Annotated in this window: 10 protein-coding genes; 2 read left to right on the top strand and 8 right to left on the bottom strand. The window is 39.4% G+C overall.

The window, feature by feature from the left end; translation table 11 throughout:
- Positions 1 to 41 precede the first annotated feature (41 nt).
- The 8 genes from H9565_RS08270 to H9565_RS08235 form a co-directional block, all read right to left on the bottom strand.
- Complete coding sequence (locus tag H9565_RS08270; RefSeq protein ID WP_215438754.1) at positions 42 to 1,379, bottom strand: Gfo/Idh/MocA family protein; 1,338 nt, start codon at positions 1,377 to 1,379, stop codon at positions 42 to 44.
- Between the two features lie 124 nt (positions 1,380 to 1,503).
- Positions 1,504 to 5,025 (bottom strand): sulfatase-like hydrolase/transferase, encoded by a 3,522-nt coding sequence (locus H9565_RS08265; protein ID WP_215438753.1) that lies wholly within the window; start codon positions 5,023 to 5,025, stop codon positions 1,504 to 1,506.
- A 172-nt stretch (positions 5,026 to 5,197) separates the two neighbouring features.
- Complete coding sequence (locus tag H9565_RS08260) at positions 5,198 to 5,773, bottom strand: peroxiredoxin-like family protein (RefSeq protein ID WP_215438752.1); 576 nt, start codon at positions 5,771 to 5,773, stop codon at positions 5,198 to 5,200.
- A 25-nt stretch (positions 5,774 to 5,798) separates the two neighbouring features.
- Complete coding sequence (locus H9565_RS08255) at positions 5,799 to 6,614, bottom strand: 3-keto-disaccharide hydrolase (RefSeq protein ID WP_246560421.1); 816 nt, start codon at positions 6,612 to 6,614, stop codon at positions 5,799 to 5,801.
- A 233-nt stretch (positions 6,615 to 6,847) separates the two neighbouring features.
- Positions 6,848 to 8,344 carry a RagB/SusD family nutrient uptake outer membrane protein gene (locus tag H9565_RS08250; RefSeq protein ID WP_246560418.1) on the bottom strand — a complete coding sequence of 499 codons (1,497 nt, stop codon included), beginning with the start codon at positions 8,342 to 8,344 and terminating at the stop codon, positions 6,848 to 6,850.
- A gap of 58 nt (positions 8,345 to 8,402) precedes the next feature.
- Positions 8,403 to 11,498, bottom strand: a complete 3,096-nt coding sequence (locus H9565_RS08245; protein ID WP_246560415.1) for a SusC/RagA family TonB-linked outer membrane protein — start codon at positions 11,496 to 11,498, stop codon at positions 8,403 to 8,405.
- Positions 11,499 to 12,001: 503 nt separating this feature from the next.
- Positions 12,002 to 13,612, bottom strand: a complete 1,611-nt coding sequence (locus H9565_RS08240) for a sulfatase (RefSeq protein ID WP_215438751.1) — start codon at positions 13,610 to 13,612, stop codon at positions 12,002 to 12,004.
- Positions 13,613 to 14,446: 834 nt separating this feature from the next.
- Positions 14,447 to 15,493 (bottom strand): GntR family transcriptional regulator, encoded by a 1,047-nt coding sequence (locus H9565_RS08235; protein WP_215438750.1) that lies wholly within the window; start codon positions 15,491 to 15,493, stop codon positions 14,447 to 14,449.
- 175 nt (positions 15,494 to 15,668) lie between these two features.
- Between H9565_RS08235 and H9565_RS08230 the strand changes: the two genes are divergently transcribed.
- Positions 15,669 to 17,774, top strand: a complete 2,106-nt coding sequence (locus H9565_RS08230; protein ID WP_215438749.1) for a bifunctional aldolase/short-chain dehydrogenase — start codon at positions 15,669 to 15,671, stop codon at positions 17,772 to 17,774.
- Positions 17,775 to 17,852: 78 nt separating this feature from the next.
- A complete protein-coding gene (locus tag H9565_RS08225; RefSeq protein WP_215438748.1) occupies positions 17,853 to 19,133 on the top strand; it encodes a sugar isomerase in 1,281 nt (426 codons plus the stop codon).
- Positions 19,134 to 19,241: the final 108 nt, after the last annotated feature.

The following is a 19,241-nucleotide window of genomic DNA, read 5'->3' as shown; positions in this document are numbered from 1 at the left end:
AAAAGAACATTACCCCGTTTCTTATATTTTTTATAGAAGTTCTACAGCGTAAGCTCCCAACCCGCAGCATATTCCCTTCCCCATAAAGCCAAGGCTTTTCTATCTAACATTCTACCTGTTTTGGGGTCTATATCAAAACCATTTCCAATTCTATAAGCTACATTTCCAAAGTGTACCAACGCCATACTTTTAGAGGCATCATCTATAGGGGCTTGTAAAGTTTCCTTACCTCTAATGGCATTGAAAAAATTACCCACATGTATGGTACTCATTCCTCCACCCCCACCAAGCTCTAACCCACCTTCCTTGGTTTTGGCCTTGACCGTTTCTACCAAGTTTCCCTCACGACCATACAACTTGTATAGATCACGGTTTACATAAACACTGCCTTCGCTACCGTAAATAATCGTACCACGTCCGCCGCCATAGGTCCCGTATCCGTTTCTACTCTTTCCGTCCCATTTAATAGTAGTATTGTTATCGAACTTAAATGTAGCCTCCATGGTATCGTACATCTCCCAACCATCATCAACAAAGGCAGATTTAATGCCATCTGCCTCCACATGATTCGGAAAATCTACTTGTAAGGCCCAACGTGCTACATCTAGCTCGTGTGTACCGTTATTTCCCAATTCTGCGGTACCGTAATTCCAACCGTACCAATGCCAATTGTAATTCCATGTCTCCGAAGTATAATCACGGCGAACAGCAGGTCCTTGAAACAATTCCCAGTCTAGTCCTGTAGGAACTGGAGCCGCTTTTTGATGTGGAACCTCTCCCCGTTTGCTACTAAAGAAGGCTACAGCCTTGTATGGCTTACCTATTACACCATCATGAATTTGCTTGATAATATCTATACTATGCTGAGCAGAACGTTGTTGGTTACCCATCTGAACCACTCTATCATATTTTTTCTGCGCAGCAACGAGCAGTTCGTTTTCGGCCATGTTATGGCTACAAGGCTTTTCAACATATACATGTTTTCCTTCTTTTAGTGCCATTATAGAACCTGGAGCATGCCAGTGATCAGGTGTTAGATTAAACAATGCATCTACCTTTTTATCCTCAAGCACCTTTCTTATATCATTTTCCAGTTTTGGAGTATACCCCAAACGAGGAGTCATTTCTTTTGCTGCTTTTACACGCTGGCTTTCCATAACATCACAAAGGTAAACGAGCTCCACATTATTACTCTTTAACTCTACCGGAGCATATATGGCTCCAACACGACGGCCCAAACCAGCTATGGCTACTTGGATCCTATCATTGGCCCCCATAACTTTTCTATAACTCTTAGCAGATAAGCTGGAACTTCCGAGTATAGCACCCGTAGTTCCCAAGGCTGTTTTCTGAATAAAACTTCGTCTAGATGTTTTCATTATTATAATTCTTTGATATTAATATTCCGGTAAAATACTTGGACCCATGATTTTGTAATAATATGCTCCCTGTTTTGGCGTCACCAAAATAAGCACAATGTAGACCATTGCTACTATATTATCTTTAAAAAGAATTGATTACCAATTTAATTTCATGATGCCCTGGTTCCAAACGTACAGAACCGAAAGCGGCATTTACTTTTTTACCATTATGCATTAACTCTTTTCCTGGTGATGGAGCAATTTCAAACTCTGCTACCATATTTGCCGGAATCTCAATTTTGAAAACCTGAAGCCTAGAAGTCTCATAGGTATATTCTCCTTTTATTGTTCCTTTAATGGTAGGCACTTCAATACTGCTATTTTTCAAATCGCTCATTTGAGGTTTTATAATAGCGACTCCAAACCCCGGTGTTTTGGGTTGAATACCCCAAAGTCCTCGTGGAATGGCATTTGCGGGCACAGCACCCCACGCATGGTTCCAATCTAGATTGTTCTTGTACTTCAGGTCCCAAGCTTCCAAGGTCATAGTAGACCCAATACGGATCATATTATACCAGCTTCTATCACTGGTATCCGTTAATAATTCCAACGCGTAGTCCTCTGCTCCGGCGTTATACAATCCATCCATTAAGTATTGTGAACCATAAACGCTACAGGCCATTCCTCTAGATTTTACGTGTTCTACAACAGAAGAAATATGCTCCTCCGGTACCATGTTAAAGGCTAAGGGCAACATATTGGCATGCAGGGCTGCATGGTCCGTTCCAATTCCATCTACATATATACCACGTTCGGCATCGAACATTTTTTCGTTGACCGCTTTTTTTGCCTTTAAAGCTCGGAGTTCAAAATCCAGTGCCTCCTCCGTTTTACCCAAAACCTCCGCAAATTGCGCCATGATTTTCATATTCTGGTAATAAAACGCATTTACTACAGTATTATAATCTTTAAAAACATAAGCGTCACGTTCCCCCTTATTTGATGGGTCTCCTCCCCAGCCCGCAGAAGGCCAATCTACAATATCCCTAAAGGTCTCCTTCATTTTTTTGGGAAACCCAAGGTTTTTCATCAATTCCGGAGTCATTTTAGTAGAGGTTATAAGACCATCTTCATTAGCAAGCTCGTAAAGCGTTTTATACTTTAATCGATTATAGTACTTCTTGATCAGTTCTGTGTTGCCCGTATACATATAATCTGCATAAAACATAAGCGCCACATGCTGTTGCCATTCCGTTGGCCATGTAGGATGTTCCATAAAATATTCTATGGTTTGCCTAGCTATAGCATATTCCCGATCAGTGGTATAATGACTTAGTTGGTTCAAATACGCATCTGCTTCATACGGAATACGCTCTCGATCGCCATCTACATAAAGACCGTTAAATGTTGTAGCTTTTATCGTGTACTTACAAATTTCCCAAACCTGATTTAAAATATCATCTGAGCTTTTGAAGCTACTGGCACTTTCTTCCCAGTAGCTATGATGCGCTAAGAATGTAAAGTCTTCCGCATTAACGTCCCCCTCTATACCTTGAACCTCTACATACCTAAAAGGCATTAAGACAGAAAAACCTTTAGGAAGAGGTAGTGCCTTGCCGGGTAAGGTATTTCGCTTGTCCGGTTTGATTTCAAGTTGATATTCCGTTTGGTCCGGATTTACCTTCATTTTAATTTCCTGATATCTGATATGACTTTTTTCAAAAGGTTTTCTGTTGATGTTCTCCCCGTCTAATTGTTCTCCAATTCTAAAGGTAACTATACCTGAAGTTTTGGCCTTATATGTAAAATTGAGGGTAGCGAAAGCCGCTTTTCCAAAATCCATGAAATAAGTATCGCCTCTGTTTTCGAATTTGACAGGTTTAATTTTGTCTATTTGAAAACTATTGGGGGTCGTTATGGTTGCCTTGGGGCTTCCCATGGTAAAAGACTGACTTTGAGAATATCTTGATAGTCGATTATCTTGGTCCCAAATACGTACCTTCCAGAAATAGGTCTCTCCGTTTTTTAAAGCTGACCCACCGTGCTCTATTTCTGATGAGGCATTGGTCCGCATTTGTCCACTATTCCAAACATCACCAATATTGCTGTCTATTTTTTCTTTGGTTGAAGCTACCAATATTTGATAGGCCGATTGTGAAACTGCGCCATCCGGCACCACCCATCCAAATTCTGGTTTGTCATCAATAATGGCAACACCCTCTGTGTTGCGTATCCATTCTACAATCAAGTCGCTTGGTCCATTGGAATATTCATCCGAATGCTCTAGAATAAGACTGTTAGTTTTATTTCTAAAAGCCTTTAATTTTTCGGCATATTTTGCATCCTTGGCCAGATTGTGTATTTCTTTGGGGTCGTCTTTTAAATTATAAAGTTCTTCAAAAGATTGGTCATTAACATACCGGAAGTACTTCCATTTTTTTGTACGTACTCCTTCACTAGGTGGTATATTCTCAAATTCCCAAATATGCTCAATGAGCACAGTATCCCGCCCAAAATCGCGCTTGGCGCTTTTCACAATAGGCATAAGACTTTTACCGTGCCACGCTTTCGGTTGATCAATGCCGGCCAAATCCAGAATTGTAGAAGGTACATCTATGTTCAGGGCCATGGCATCACTATCTTTTTGCTTTTTCTCCCTTGGGTCAAAGACTATTAAAGGCACCCTTACGGAATTATCATATAACAACCATTTACCTGCAAGCTGGCGCTCCCCTAAAAAGTAGCCGTTATCGCCCATGAGAATTATAACCGTGTTTTCTGCAAGTCCCTTCTTTTCCAGCTCGGCCCTAATTTTGGCAATTTCCCTATCAATACCAGAAATCATTCTATAGTAGCCTTTTACGCTATGCTGATATTTTTCAGGGGAATCGTACCTCCAGGTCCAACGTAACCGGTTGAAACCATCTCGTACAAATTTAGGTTGAGCCTCAAAATACTTGTCCTCTCCTAAATCTGCATCGGGCATATTGATGTTCTGAAGCAAGGCATCTGATTCTCCCTGCCAAAAATATTGGTCCTTTGCCCCATCATGTGCATGGGGAGCACTGAAACTTAAAGAAAGACAAAAAGGTTTATCCGTCTTTACATCTGCAATAAAATCTATAGCTTTCTGTCCCGTATATCGCGTTAAATGAACGGTATCCTTACCTAACGTTTTATAGTAATAACCACGTCTGTCCTTATACTCATTGTTACGGTCATAGGACTCAAATTGATCAAATTGATTCTCTAGTTTATCATAACGAACCCCATATTTCCCATAAAAACCGGTAAAATATCCATTCTCTTTTAAAATTGAAGGATATGATTCAGCCATGTACGATTCTCTAATATTTCCTGTCTGGAAATTGAAATTATGGGTACGCTCATAAAGCCCTGTTAAAATGCTGGCCCTACTTGCCGCGCAGATCGGAGTGGTAACCATAGCGTTTTTAAAATAGGTACCCTCTTTTGCCAACTTATCCATTTCAGGGGTAGAAATAAGTTTGTTCCCTGCATAACCCAGAGCATCAAAACGTTGGTCATCCGTTAAAATAAAAATAATGTTAGGCTTTTTAACCTGCAGTTCTTTCTCCGCTTTTTGTGCCTTTAATGTTAGTACGCCACCACAAAGAAAGATTGCCGCTAAAATTTTTATACTCATAAACTTGATATTTGTTAATTCTCTTAAATTAGATTCTCTGTTCAAACCTTAGAAGTCGGGTAAGGAATCTTATTCAAACTTATGTGTTATAGAAGCATTACCCATCCTGTGCTGTCCTGAGAGCGGGCGTGATTATTGTTTATAAATTCTTGTGTTACATTCACCCAACGTATTACTTTTTGTTCGCTAAATCTTTAAGTACCGATAGTATTTCAGAAACTCCCATTCTTTCTGTATAATTTGCTTCAACATGGGCAGCTTCAATAATTTGATCAGTGTTAATAATAAATGTTGCGGGAACAGGAAGTGTTTTTGAACCATCGCCATTTAAAAGTGTTAAATCTCTTCGCGCATGGTAATCCTCTCCTGGATCAAACTGAAGATTATACGCTTTAATGACTTTTTGATGTGTATCACTTAGCACTTCAAAATCAAGACTGTTTTTCTCTTTTGCCGTTAATGCTTCATCAGGGTTTTGAGGACTTATTGCCAAAAATGAAGCTCCTAAAGATGTAATATCGGGTAGTTTACTTTGTACTTCCTTCAGGTCTAAATTACAAATAGGACACCATTCACCACGATAAAATTTGATGACAACTACACCAAATTTTAAAAGTTTAGATAGCGAAACCTCTTTCCCTAAGGCATTGGGAAGCGTAAAGTCCGGAGCTTTATCTCCTACCGTTAATCCTTTAACGTGGCTTGCATTTGAAATAACCAACTTTTGAAAATCTTTTAAATCTCCCATTCTAACTATCTTTATCTTTTAGATGTTACAAGTTCTTTAGCTGTATATTTCTATACTCTACCTTCATAGGCGGGCCAACATGTACCTGCACTCCTAAATGTCCTTTTAATTTTCTATTTATAGTATCTTCATCAATTACGTCACTCATTAATGTCCCATTTACGTAATGCTGAAGGCGATTTCCTTTTATAACCAGATGTACTTCGTTCCAATCTTCACTTTTAATCTTAGTCTTTAACGAATCCGATTCTCCCAAAGAACCTATTACCTCTCTACTTTGCCAGCAATTCTTTTTTACATTGCCTCGTAAAGAACCGGCAACATCCGGATTATCTTGAGTCTTTATTTTTACTTTCTCCCCACGGTATGCTAATGTAGCCCTTTTCTTTTCCTCATAGTTCTGTCCCGTATACCTAATTTTTCCATCAATATCTGCTTGATATCCCCTCATGGCGTTAGGTATGGTATCGATCAAATCACTTCTATAATTTATGCCACTATTACCGGATTCGGTTATTCTAAATTCCAACTTCAGCTCAAAGTCATCCGGCTGCCCTCCTTGCCAAATAATAAAGGTATTACTTTTCAAAAGGGTTTCCGGGGTTACCTCTCCTACTAGATGACCATTTTCAACACGCCAATAATTGAGGTCGCCTTTCCAATTTGTCAAGGTTTTCCCATCAAATATATTTATAAAACCGTCTTCTTTCTCTTGAACTTTTGCCGTGGTTTCTACAGTAGTTTCCTGTTTTTTTTCTTTACAAGATTGAAAACCTAACAGTAATGTTAAAGCAAAAAGAGTTCTCCCCATTAATTTAAATACGCTACTATATTTATTCATAATTCCTATTATATTTTTTTGATTGTCATAATTCTTCTACTGATAATTTCCATAAAATTAAGAAACCTAAAGCCTCCTTTTTAAGGTTCTACATTTACAACAATTCTTGGTTTATTCTTTGATTTTTCCGCACTTCTAATTGATAGATTACAAGTGAAATTTTTTGTACGATTAAAGGTCATGGATGTCCATGACCTTTAATTTTCTTTGATAAATTATATTTTCCGATTCAATTAAAAATTTGGATTTAATGAAGATTCCGATGCAGGTAAGGCGTAACGTTCAGAAATATTGGTAAAAACATTGCCTCTTGGCTCTACACCAGCAGGATAGTAATAATCAATAGGATTCGCCTTTATTTTATTACCGTGAGCGGTAATCACATCTATAGCCCTGCCTGTCCTTACCAAATCAAACCATCTTTTGTTTTCAAAAGCAAGCTCCACCCTTCTTTCGTTAAAGATAGCTTCTCCCAGATCCCCCACAGGATCACCTAGACCAGCACGTGTACGAACCTGATTAAGATAAGGAAGAGCTTCTCCGTCTTTACCTTGTTCTTCCAAAGCTTCGGCTAAAAACAACAACACTTCGGAATACCTGTATACGGGCCAGTTCATTCCATGGTTATTATGTAATGCATGGGGCTCCACATATTTTTTAATGATAGGGTAAACACCATCTTCCCAAAAACTTTCACTAATAGTAACATACATAATTGAAGCATCTTCCCTTAAATCTCCTTCTTCATAGGCATCAATTATGTCCGGTGTAGGTATATTGTTTCCTTCACCATTAACCGGTTGTGGATTTGAAGTTCCCGTTATAGCACCAACTTCTTCGGCAGTAATTGGTCTTGGTAGAAAGTTATATAAAAAACTTCCGTTTAAACCTTCGGCACCCTCCCTGTATTGAATTTCAAAAACAGATTCCATATTGTTCTTGTTTTCGCTATTCCCGGAAAAAGCATCTTCATAATTAGGCATCAACATATATTCATTACTAGCTACCACAGCTTTTAAAAGGATCTCCGCCTCTGCCCACTGTTCTCTAACGATATAAACATTGGCCAAAAGGGTTTGAGCCGCTCCTAGTGTAACCCTACCCGGTTCTTGCTCCGACTTAAGCGGCAACAAGGCTGTAGCTCCCTGAGCATCCTCAATAATTTGTGCATAAAGGTCGTCTTCACTAGAGAGTGGCAAAGCTGCCCCATCACGATCTAATACTGGTTCTAGGTGCATAGGTACACTACCAAATAGCTGCGTCAATTCAAAATACGAATAAGCTCTTAAAAAAAGTGCCTGTCCTTTAAGGTTGGCCTTGGCCGCTTCATCAAATTCCGCATCATCAATAGTGGTCAAAATTTGATTTGTACGTGCTATGATCTGATAATATTCACGGTAAATCTGCTCCACCCAAGTATTAGCAGTTATTCCCCCATCACTAGGTATGGAGTGGTCCGCAATATCTTCCTGATTATCCGTTGCACCAAATGCCGTATTACGAGCAAAATAAGTATTGTCTGAGTGCATTTCCGCCAGATAAGGCTTGGCTTGGTTGTTAATCAGACGTAACGGGACATAAGCACCGTTAACTGCCTGGGTAAAATCCGTTTCTGTTTTAAAGAATGTAGGAACACTTAATGAGTCCTCGGGAAATATGGTTAATTCGTCATCGCAACTACTGACTATAAAAGCCATGGACGCTACGACACAATAAAATATCTTTTTCATTTTTTCAGTTTTAAAATTTGTCGAAAGTGAAATATGTTTTGTCATCGTAGTCTATGATTTAAAAGTTTAAGTTTAAACCAACACTAAAAATGCGGGGAACCGGGTATCCAGAAATATCCACCCCGGAAGCAAGGTTGCCCCCGTCTCCATCTCCGTTATTCTGCACACTTATTTCAGGGTTTGGTCCTCCCCAATATTTAGTGAAAATGTGTACATTTTGAATAGATCCGTATATACGGGCCGATTTAAAATATTTATCCACTCCTGGTAAGGTATAGCCTAAAGTTATATTTCTAATATTGAAATAAGAGGCATCCGCAACAAAGCGATCGTTTATCCAGTCTCTCTCTATACCTGTAACGTTTCCTCCTCCAACGGTAGTTCCATAAAAACCATCACCTGGATTATCTACGGACCTAAACCGATTCTCAACGTCTTTCAAAAGATTAAAAACACCATCAAGATTGGTAGTACTATATAAGTGACGAACCAATAACTCATTACCTTGAGAACCTGTACCCACAATGGAAAAGTCTAAATTGCGATATTTAATAGTATTTGTAATACCATAGGTAAAATCTGGAAAAGGGCTTCCAGTAATAGCTCGGTCATCAAAATCTCCTCCATTTGTAATAATACCATCTCCATTTATATCCACAAGCTTTATACTCCCTACCGTAGAACGACCTGGGACTTGAGGTGAATTGTCCAAATCTTCTTGATTGAGATATACTCCATCCGATACATGACCATAAAACTGACCAAAGGGTTGGCCCACTTGAGTAATATGCCATCCTCCTGGTCCATAAACCCTATCAATTCCATCAGCCAGCGCTTCTACTCTATTTCGGTTGAATGAAATATTGGCATTGGTCGTCCATTGAAACTTACCAGTTGTGTTCACTGTATTTAAGGCAAATTCATGTCCCCAGAAACGAATCTCACCAATATTATCACTAAAATTGGAGAAGCCTGATTCGCGAGCAACCTGAACATTATAAAGTAAGTTGGTAGTGTTCTTTGTATAATAATCATACACAAAGGATACCCTATCATTAAAAAGACTTAAATCAAGCCCGGCATCAAACTGCTTGGTAGTTTCCCAACCTAAGTTTGAATTTGACAGTGAGTTAACTGCCGAACCTGGTGCAAAAGTATCTCCAAAAACGGCATTTACCGTATTATCAATCAATGCATATTGCGTGTAATTACCAATATTATTATTTCCTGTTACACCGTAACTACCTCGTAATTTAAGCAAGGATATAGTTTCTGATTTTTCTAGGAAAGGCTCATCCGAAGCTATCCAACCAGCGGATACAGAAGGAAACGTACCCCAACGGTTCTCCGACCCAAATCTAGAAGAACCATCACTACGTATGGATCCGGTCAACAAATATTTTCCTTTGTAGTTATAGGTAAGACGAGATAGAAAAGAAACCAAACTCCACTCTCTAACTTCATCAAAAGTCCCGTTTCTGTTAATATTGGTCGCGCCTTGTATAGTAGGCAAACGATCATCTGCAAAATCTGATGCTTGAACCCTGTTACGATCTTGACGGTATTTCTGATAGGTAAAACCTCCTAAAACGGAGAAGGTATGATCACCAATACTCTTATCATAGGTAATCGTATTTTCGTTCAACCAAGAAAATGTATTTCGATCATCCCAAATGGCCTCATTATTGGTAGGCACGGGTCTGTTGATTGAATAAGTAGCGTTAGTTGGACTGAAGAATTCATATTGCTCATTATATAATTCTGCATTCAAACTAGTCTTAATAGCAAGACCCTCAATAGGTTTATATTCAAGAAACGCGTTGCTCAAAAGGTTAACACTTTTGGTCTCATCCTTAATTCGTTCCGCAGAGTTCAACCAGTTGGCGTACGAGAAGATATTTCCTGTATCCGCAGGAAATCTATTAAACTCGGTTCTTGTACCATCCGGATTATAAATTGGCATAATGGGCCATGTATGCAATGCATTGAACAAAAGACCAGTGCCCCTAGTACCATCTGTTCTTGGCACATTGTCAACTATATGGTTGGGGGCAATGTTTACACCTATACGAACCTTATCCGATAAGGTGTAATCCAAATTAGCACGAAGTGAGTAACGCTTATAGTCAGAACCTAGAACAACTCCTTCTTGGTCAAAAAAGCCTAATACTACGGATGTCTTTAATTTTTCTTTGTTGGAAGTAATACTTAAATTATAATTGGTCATAGGCGCAGTTCTCAAAAGTGCATCGTACCAATCATTGGTCTGCCCTTCATACTGTGCCGGATTCTGAAAAATATCCGGAACAGGGCTACCTTGATCTTCATAATATTCTTTTTTGAATTGAGCGAACTCCACGGCATCCATCATCTCTATTCTTCCACGTTGCGGAACACTTTGCATGCTGGTTGTCATGTTTAAGCTCACACTAGTTTCTCCTGATCGTCCACTTTTAGTCGTAATTAAAACTACCCCATTGGCTGCTCTAGAACCGTAAAGCGAAGTAGAGGCAGCATCCTTTAGCACTGTAATATCCTGAATCTCATCTGGGTTTATGGTGTTTATACCTCCGGAAATGGGAAAACCGTCTACTACGTACAATGGATCACTTCCTCCTGAAACGGATAATTGCCCCCTTATCCGAACTGACATTCCCTGTCCCGGTTTACCTGTGGCCTGATTTATTTGAACTCCTGGTAATCTACCCTGTATCTTTTGGGTAACCTGTGAAACAGGTATATCCGCAAGTTCATTGGCCTGTATGGTAGAAACCGCACCAGTAACTTGACGCTTAATCTGAGTACCATACCCAACCACTACAACTTCATCTAGAAGTGCTGCGTCTTCTGTCATAGACACATCTATCTGGTTTTTACCCCCAACCGAAATCTCTTGGGTAGTAAAACCTAGGTAGGTAAATACCAAAACACTATTGGCATTTGGAGCTTCAATACTGTAATTCCCATCAAAATCCGTCACTGATCCTATAGTTGTACCTTTAACGACTACGTTAACCCCGGGCAGGGCTTGCGAATCGTCGGCCGAAACCACGGTTCCAGATACTGTAACGCTTTGCGCCTGCATTGTACCCCCCCATAACAGGGTCATAATAATTAGAAACCCTTGGGAGTTCCATCTAAACCTTTTTTTCATAATGTAGAATTATTTAGTTGAGTTATATACAATCCTTAAAATATTGAGCGATATTTTAAGGCATCTTCAAATGTATGCGGGTGATTATTAGAACTCATCCTGTACCATGCTGTGGTGTCCTGTACTGTCCTGTTTAACATGTTAAAACAGATTCAAATCTCCTCTGTTCAACCCTATAAAAACCAGCAAATACTACTAACTTCAACCAAATTAAGCTTAGACCCAACTTTTTTTCTTATTTCTAAAATTCATATAATAACGTATCCCATAGTAAATTTCCAACTTTATCTGTTGGACAAAATTGACGTGTACTAAATTTTCTAATACTGTAATACCAACCTATAATTCTAACTTCCTGATTGATACTCAAATGACATTGGTCTCGTCTACAGCATTATTATATTTATTAAATTTCGCACACCTGAAGTACACAAAAGTCAATGATGAAAAAGTTCTATTCTAAAACATCAAATCTTAAGGGTAAACGGAAAGGAATTTGGCCCCTAATGTTTTACATAGACAGAGAACAAATCTTGAAAAGGGTCTTTTCTAACTTCTTTGGCCGCATTATAATCAGGGTTAATCGAGGGCCAATATCGTTTTTCAACATTTGCTGTAATCCAGACCATCAACTTATCAAAAAGTTGCTCTCGTAAATTTTCGTTGTCTAAGGCCAAATCATTTCGCTCAAAGGGATCCTTGGCTATATTATATAGATGCAATCGCCCGTACCAATCAAATATTAACTTATAATCCCCATCACGTATTGCAGAATGAGGTGTAAGCGCGTAAGGCTCATAGGGACTATTGTAAATAACATTAAAGGGATAATGCCAATAATGTGTTGTTTTGTTATATGTATTCTCTTTGTTTTCGGTATCTGCCAATAAGCCTAAAAGGCTCTGCCCATCTAAGGAATTAGCTTTGGAAATAGATTTTGAATCGTAACCAGCAACATCTAAAATAGTGGGGTAGATATCTGTGCAGTCAACAGGAACATCTACCCATTGACCTTTCTTTAATTTTCCTTTCCATCTAAAAATAAGTGGCACCCTAATACCCCCTTCGGTAAGACAGGCTTTACCTCCTAAAAATGGGCTATTATCCGTACCTTCTCCCCTTGGTGTAATTTTAGAATCTATACCTCCGTTATCAGACATAAAAATAATCAGTGTATTTTCATCAAGACCTGTTTCTTCAAGTTTTTTCAAGATTTGACCAACTGACCAATCCAAGGTTTTAATCATAGAAGCATAAATTGGATCCTTATGATTGTTCCATCCTTTAGTTGCTTTATTTTTAAAGTAATTTATTTCATCTTCCTTACCCTGGTAAGGAGAGTGTACGGCAAAATGCGAAAAATAGAGAAAGAAAGGTTCTTCTTTTATTTTTGACCTTTTATCAATATAATTCAAAGCTTGAACAGTAAGGTCGTTCGTTAAATAATCTTCACCTGTTTCACGTCCGGAATCCCCTATTTCTGAAAATTCCTGTGGCATTTTAGGAAATAGGGTCTTTTCTTTATTATTCCAACCTTTTTTCCAATCGTAATACACAGAACCGCCGGCATCAAACCAAGCTAAAGGCTCAAAACCTTGGTTTGAAGGTTGGTACCCTTTTGCTCCAAAACCACCAATATGCCATTTCCCAATAAAAGCGGAATGATACGCTTGTAAAGCCTCTGCTATGGAAACTTCATCCTGACCGCTGTCTAGAATCGAACCAGCCGGTACCGCTGAATTTGAAATACCATTTTCCAAAGCCTGTTCAATAGCAATAGGGTCTTTGTGCTCTAAAACGTCATTCGCATAATAACCATCTGGCACCGGCAAATTTTGATTGTAATAGGTTTCCCTTGGCGGCATGGCCGTGGTAAAGCCTAGACGGCTGGCGTACTTACCTGTCATAATGCTAGCCCGTGTAGGTGAACACAATTGATTGGCATAGGCCTGACTAAAGGCTACTCCTTCTTTTACCAATCTATCTATATTAGGTGTCTCATAATACATTTCAGACGTATTGGCCCCGGAGAATTTGCGCGCATAAGCCTGACTATCCATTATACCGTAATCATCCGCTAAGATAAAGATGATATTAGGTTTTGTTCTAATCACTTCTTCTGTCGTTTTTTCCTCGGTTGTGCCCCTGCATCCCATTATTACAAAAAGGAATAAGCATATAACTATCGATTTAAATTCCGTCATTTTAATGATATTTGATTATAATTTTATCGCGTATAAGATTATTTTCCTATTTGAATAAAACCGAACATTGAAGCGTAACAAATTATCTTCAACGCACCATCTCAGAAAAGAAAACAACAAGAAGAATGCACCTATAACAGGCTATTAAATTCCAGCTAATCTAGGTTCAGATTTTTAAACTACCATCCTGTTCTATACTGTTCGCTAAAATAGGGGCGGCAATCTCGAGAAAATCACAAAGCAAACGAGGTTTTCAAATAATTCACATAACACGCAAATCTATTTACCCTGATTTACAAAAAGTTAACCTAAACCTTAATGCCCCTACCAGTAATAAAATGTTGAAAAACAGACCTTTTTACGATTGAATAGGTTCATCTATTAACAACGAAGAAATATGAGGGAGGGTGCTTGCCCTTGCATAAAAGAACGAATATATGCTACAGCTCACACTTATTAAAAAACATAAACCAAATAGGCCATGGAAGTAATATCACCGCACTTTACCCCGTGGCCAAGAAAATCTCCCCCTTGCCATACTAACGCAGTGTGGAACGTAATGCGACATAAAAAAAAACCAAATGCCAAAAGTTGTTATAAAAATTAGCTTGATTTAGAATCTATGCAAGCAAAAAGTTTGAAAAAAATATTGACATGCCAAAAGACCTTCGCATCTCTCAACAACTTCTTTACATGGTTGAAATGGTGCTATTGGTGTCGATTTTATTAGATAGCAAGTTTAGATTAAATAGAATTTCTATCTATAAAATGAAATGGGTTTTTAACTTTCCCATTTTTCTTATCCATAATCATGTGGGCGGCAGTTTCCCCCATTGCCTTAAAATCAGTTGAAATACAGGTAATCCCCAGCAATTGTTTCAAAGGGGTATCATTATAGGATATAACGCCGATATCATTACCAAGATCAAATTCTTGGTTCCTTATTTGATTAACAAGATTAACTAAATCAGACTCACTTATAGTTATAAATAAGTCACCTTTTTTTAAGATCATATCGTCATAGATTTCGTCCAACACTTCAAAATCTATAGAATGCTCACTGCAAAATTTCCTAAACCCGTGTAATATTCTTTTTGGATAGGGATAAACAGACTCTTGGGGATAGGTAATAATCATTTTTTCATACTTCGAAATTTTATTAAAACCCTTTTTTAGGGCATTATAAATGTCGTCCTCAAAATCTTGATACACTTCAATATAGTTACCCTTTACTTCGGTTATCAAATTATCCATTATGACTAACTTCTCTTTGGGAATGTCATTTATAGACTTGATTACTTCAGGGGTACTACTTGTATGTTTTAATTTCTCGGTCTTAAAATGAGGCATAATGACATAGTAATCATATGCATTTCTATTTTTTTCCAACAGATTCAAAAAAAGTTCTTCTTCACAATGGTATATGAAAAGATTTGTGTGTGCCTTCCCTCCGATACTATTGACAAAAGAATTATAGATTCTCATCTTATACGAACTCAATTTATTAATTAAAAAGAGGATATTAACCTTTGAAATTAATTTGGTCCTGGCTATATAATACCCTTTTCCCCTAATAGAGACAATGACTTTACGCTCCCTTAAAATACTATATGCCTTTTCTACCGTATCTCTTGAAAGTAGGTATTCTTCACTGAATCTATTGATAGATGGTATTTTATCATCCATCTTTAAATTGCCTGCGGAAATATTATAAATTATCGAGTCCACAATTTGTTTGTACTTTGGAACTCTTGAATTCTCATTGATCTTAATAAACTCAAATATATTCATCGTCAAAAGGCTTTTTCTCTTTATGATTGCGTTGACACATAATAGAGCAATAATAAAGATGTAATTTGATAATTTACAAGAAAAACCAGTTTATTTTTTCACTGAACGGTACAGTACAGGACACAAAGCTTTCCATCATAATCTACTTTTGCTACCAAACATAATAACCCTTCAAATGAAAAATACAACACAACAATTCAAGTATGTCGATTATCTATGGGACGAAGAGAAAGCTGCAGCCCTAGGTGATGACCAGGTCGCCTTATTTCTTTATCGATCCAATATTCTAGGTGCGGACTTAAGGATCACCAATTACGGCGGAGGAAATACAAGTTGTAAGACCGTTGAAAAGGATCCACTGACCAATGAGGAGGTAGAAGTGATGTGGATCAAGGGTTCGGGCGGTGATATTGGAACCTTGACCAAAGCTGGCATAGCCGGTCTTTATACCGAAAGGTTGAGAAATCTAAAAAACGTCTACGGCGGTCTGGAAGATGAAGACCGTATGGTCGGACTTTTCAATCATTGCATTTATGACCTAGACAGCAAAGCCCCTTCTATAGATACGCCTTTACACGGATTGCTTCCGTTTAAACATATTGACCATTTGCACCCCGATGCCCTAATTGCCGTAGCCGCAGCAAAGGATAGCGAAAAAGTGACCAAGGAAATCTGGGGAGACACCATGGGCTGGGTTCCATGGCAACGGCCCGGTTTCGATTTGGGACTCCAACTGGAAAAATGTCTGAACGACAATCCTGGAATACGTGGAATAGTCTTGGGAAGCCATGGTCTCTTCACATGGGGGGATACCTCTTATGAATGTTACATAAACAGTTTAGAGGTCATTGAAATGGCTTCGGAATATATAGAGAATAAAATCAAGGCCAACGGAAGCGTATTCGGAGGCCAAAAAATCGAAAGCCTGGGCAAAGAGGAGCGTTTGGAAAAAGCCGCCCTGCTTATGCCTATGTTAAGGGGACTATGTTCTTCCGAAAACGGAATGATCGGGCATTTTAACGATAGTGATGTTGTTCTTGAGTACATTAACAGCAATGACTTGGAGCGCTTGGCTCCTATGGGCACCTCTTGCCCAGACCACTTTTTGAGAACTAAGATACAGCCTTTGGTATTAAAATTAGATGCCAAAGAAGACCTTTCCGATACCGAGGCCGTGCTGGCCAAATTAAGACCTGCCTTTGAAGAGTACCGAAAGGAATATCAATCGTATTACGACCTCCATAAACGCGAAAATAGTCCTGCTGTTAGAGATGCCAATCCCGTTATAATTATCTATCCGGGGGTAGGTATGTTCAGTTTCGCCAAAAACAAGCAGACGACCCGTGTTGCCAATGAATTTTATGTAAACGCCATTAATGTAATGCGAGGTGCCGAAGCCATTACGGAATACACATCCTTGCCCCGACAAGAAGCGTTCGATATTGAATATTGGTTGCTGGAAGAAGCTAAACTACAGCGAATGCCGAAAGAGAAGCCTTTGTCACGCAAAGTAGCCTTGGTTACCGGTGCAGGGGGAGGAATCGGCAAGGCCATTGCCGATAAACTGGCCGAAGAAGGTGCCAATGTGGTGTTGACCGACATTGCCGAAGACCGATTAAAAGAAGGTGTGGCCACCTACGCTAGGGATACGGCAAGCTATGCGGTTTGCGACGTAACCAAAAGCGAATCCATTGCAAATGCCTACAAAAAAGCATGCTTGGAGTTTGGAGGTGTCGATATCGTTGTGCACAGTGCAGGCCTGGCCATTTCAAAACCTTTGGGAGATACCACGGAAAAAGATTGGGACATCCTACAAAACGTTTTGGTAAAAGGGCAATTTGAACTCGCGAAACAGGCGGTTGCCATTATGCGTAAACAAAATTTGGGTGGGGACTTCATTAGCATAGCCAGTAAAAACGGACTGGTTTCGGGGCCCAACAACGTGGCCTACGGAACGGCGAAGGCCGCACAGCAGCATATGGCGCGCCTATTGGCCGCGGAACTGGGGGGCGACAAAATAAAGGTCAATACCGTAAACCCGGACGGGGTGATCGTGGGCAGCAAGATCTGGGAAGGCGATTGGGCCGAGGGACGTGCAAAGGCCTACGGGATCACCGTTGAGGAGCTTCCCGCACATTACGCCAAACGCAACCTCCTGAACGAGATCATATACCCCAAGGATATCGCGGACGGGGTATTTGCATGCGTGGGCGTATTGAACAAGACCACAGGGAACATCATCAATGTGGACGGGGGTATGGCGAATGCCTTTGTAAGATAGATCGTTTTGAGTTAGTTTGTTTTTATTTCCATGGGCCGTATGGCCCATGGAAGTATTTTTACCAAAATCAAGAACTTTATGAGAATAGATAAAAATCGGCTTGGTGATGCCAACCAAAAAGGAATCACCGGTCACAATGAACGTTTCGACTTTTTAGCACATACCCTTTCCAACAAGGGGAACGACGTTAACGCAATTATCAAGAAATTACAGGACTTCCAAGTAGCTATACCCAGTTGGGCCTTAGGGGCCGGCGGTACTCGCTTCGGTCGTTTCGGGTTTCAAGGAGAACCCTCTAGCCTAGAGCTGAAGATAGACGATGTGGGACTGATTCATTCACTTACACAAACTGCGGGCGCCATATCTTTGCATATTCCATGGGATGTTCCAACGGACTACAATTCCATAAAGGATCTCGCAGATTCCCACGATATTATCTTCGATGCTGTCAACTCCAACACCTTCCAGGACCAAAAGGACAGTAAGGAAAGTTATAAGTTCGGTTCTTTGAGCAACACAAGTAAAGCTTCTCGCGAACAGGCTGTAGCTCATAATATAGAGGTAATAAAAATTGGAGATAAGCTAGGTTCCAAAAGTTTAACGGTTTGGTTAGCGGACGGTTCTAATTTTCCTGGACAGACCAACTTTCAATCTGCATTACAAAATACAGAAGATAGCCTTAAGGATATCTACAAAACCCTTCCCGAGGACTGGAAAATGTTCATAGAATATAAGCCTTATGAGCCCAATTTTTATAGTACGGTAATTCAAGATTGGGGAACTTCATTCATGCTTGCCAACGCATGTGGAGATAAAGCATATACCTTGGTAGATTTGGGACATCATTTACCTAATACCAATATTGAACAAATAGTTTCTACATTAATGTTAAAGGGTAAACTGGGAGGTTTCCATTTTAATGATAGCAAATATGGCGATGATGACCTTACCGTTGGTAGTGTTAAACCTTATGCCCTGTTTTTGATTTTTAATGCGTTGGTTTATGGAATGGAAAATAATCCTCAAAATCCATATCCGGCTTGGATGATAGATGCCAGCCATAACATAAAAGATCCATTAGAGGATTTGATTCAATCTTTAGAGGCCATACAGGAGGCGCACGCAAAAGCTCTACTTGTAGACCAAAAACTATTGACCGAGGCACAATTGAATCATGATGTGGTTAAATGTCAAGAAATTCTTCAAGATGCCTACCGTACGGATGTTAGACCTCTATTGGAAAGAGCAAGATTAAACAGAGGTGGAGCTTTAAGTCCTTTAGACGCTTATCGATCATTAAAAGTAAGAGAAAATTTAATTAAAGAAAGAGGCGCTGACTCTGTCGCATCCGGACTATAACCACAACACCATGAAAACTAAAGTAACGGCGGTATTCGATATCGGGAAGACCAACAAAAAGTTCTTTCTTTTTGACGGGAACTTCCAGGAGGTGCACCGTGAATACGT

This window comes from Zobellia russellii, from assembly GCF_018728565.1.
Taxonomy (GTDB): Bacteria; Bacteroidota; Bacteroidia; order Flavobacteriales; family Flavobacteriaceae; genus Zobellia; species Zobellia russellii.
Note: the sequence above shows the minus strand (reverse complement) of the source record. Positions and strands in the feature narration are given on the sequence as shown.

Coding starts and splice junctions, on each gene's coding strand:
- H9565_RS08270 (WP_215438754.1), bottom strand. CDS start 1,379: ATGAAAACATCTAGACGAAGTTTTATTCAGAAAACAGCCTTGGGAACT.
- H9565_RS08235 (WP_215438750.1), bottom strand. CDS start 15,493: ATGAATATATTTGAGTTTATTAAGATCAATGAGAATTCAAGAGTTCCA.
- H9565_RS08265 (WP_215438753.1), bottom strand. CDS start 5,025: ATGAGTATAAAAATTTTAGCGGCAATCTTTCTTTGTGGTGGCGTACTA.
- H9565_RS08245 (WP_246560415.1), bottom strand. CDS start 11,498: ATGAAAAAAAGGTTTAGATGGAACTCCCAAGGGTTTCTAATTATTATG.
- H9565_RS08250 (WP_246560418.1), bottom strand. CDS start 8,344: ATGAAAAAGATATTTTATTGTGTCGTAGCGTCCATGGCTTTTATAGTC.
- H9565_RS08260 (WP_215438752.1), bottom strand. CDS start 5,773: ATGGGAGATTTAAAAGATTTTCAAAAGTTGGTTATTTCAAATGCAAGC.
- H9565_RS08230 (WP_215438749.1), top strand. CDS start 15,669: ATGAAAAATACAACACAACAATTCAAGTATGTCGATTATCTATGGGAC.
- H9565_RS08255 (WP_246560421.1), bottom strand. CDS start 6,614: ATGAATAAATATAGTAGCGTATTTAAATTAATGGGGAGAACTCTTTTT.
- H9565_RS08225 (WP_215438748.1), top strand. CDS start 17,853: ATGAGAATAGATAAAAATCGGCTTGGTGATGCCAACCAAAAAGGAATC.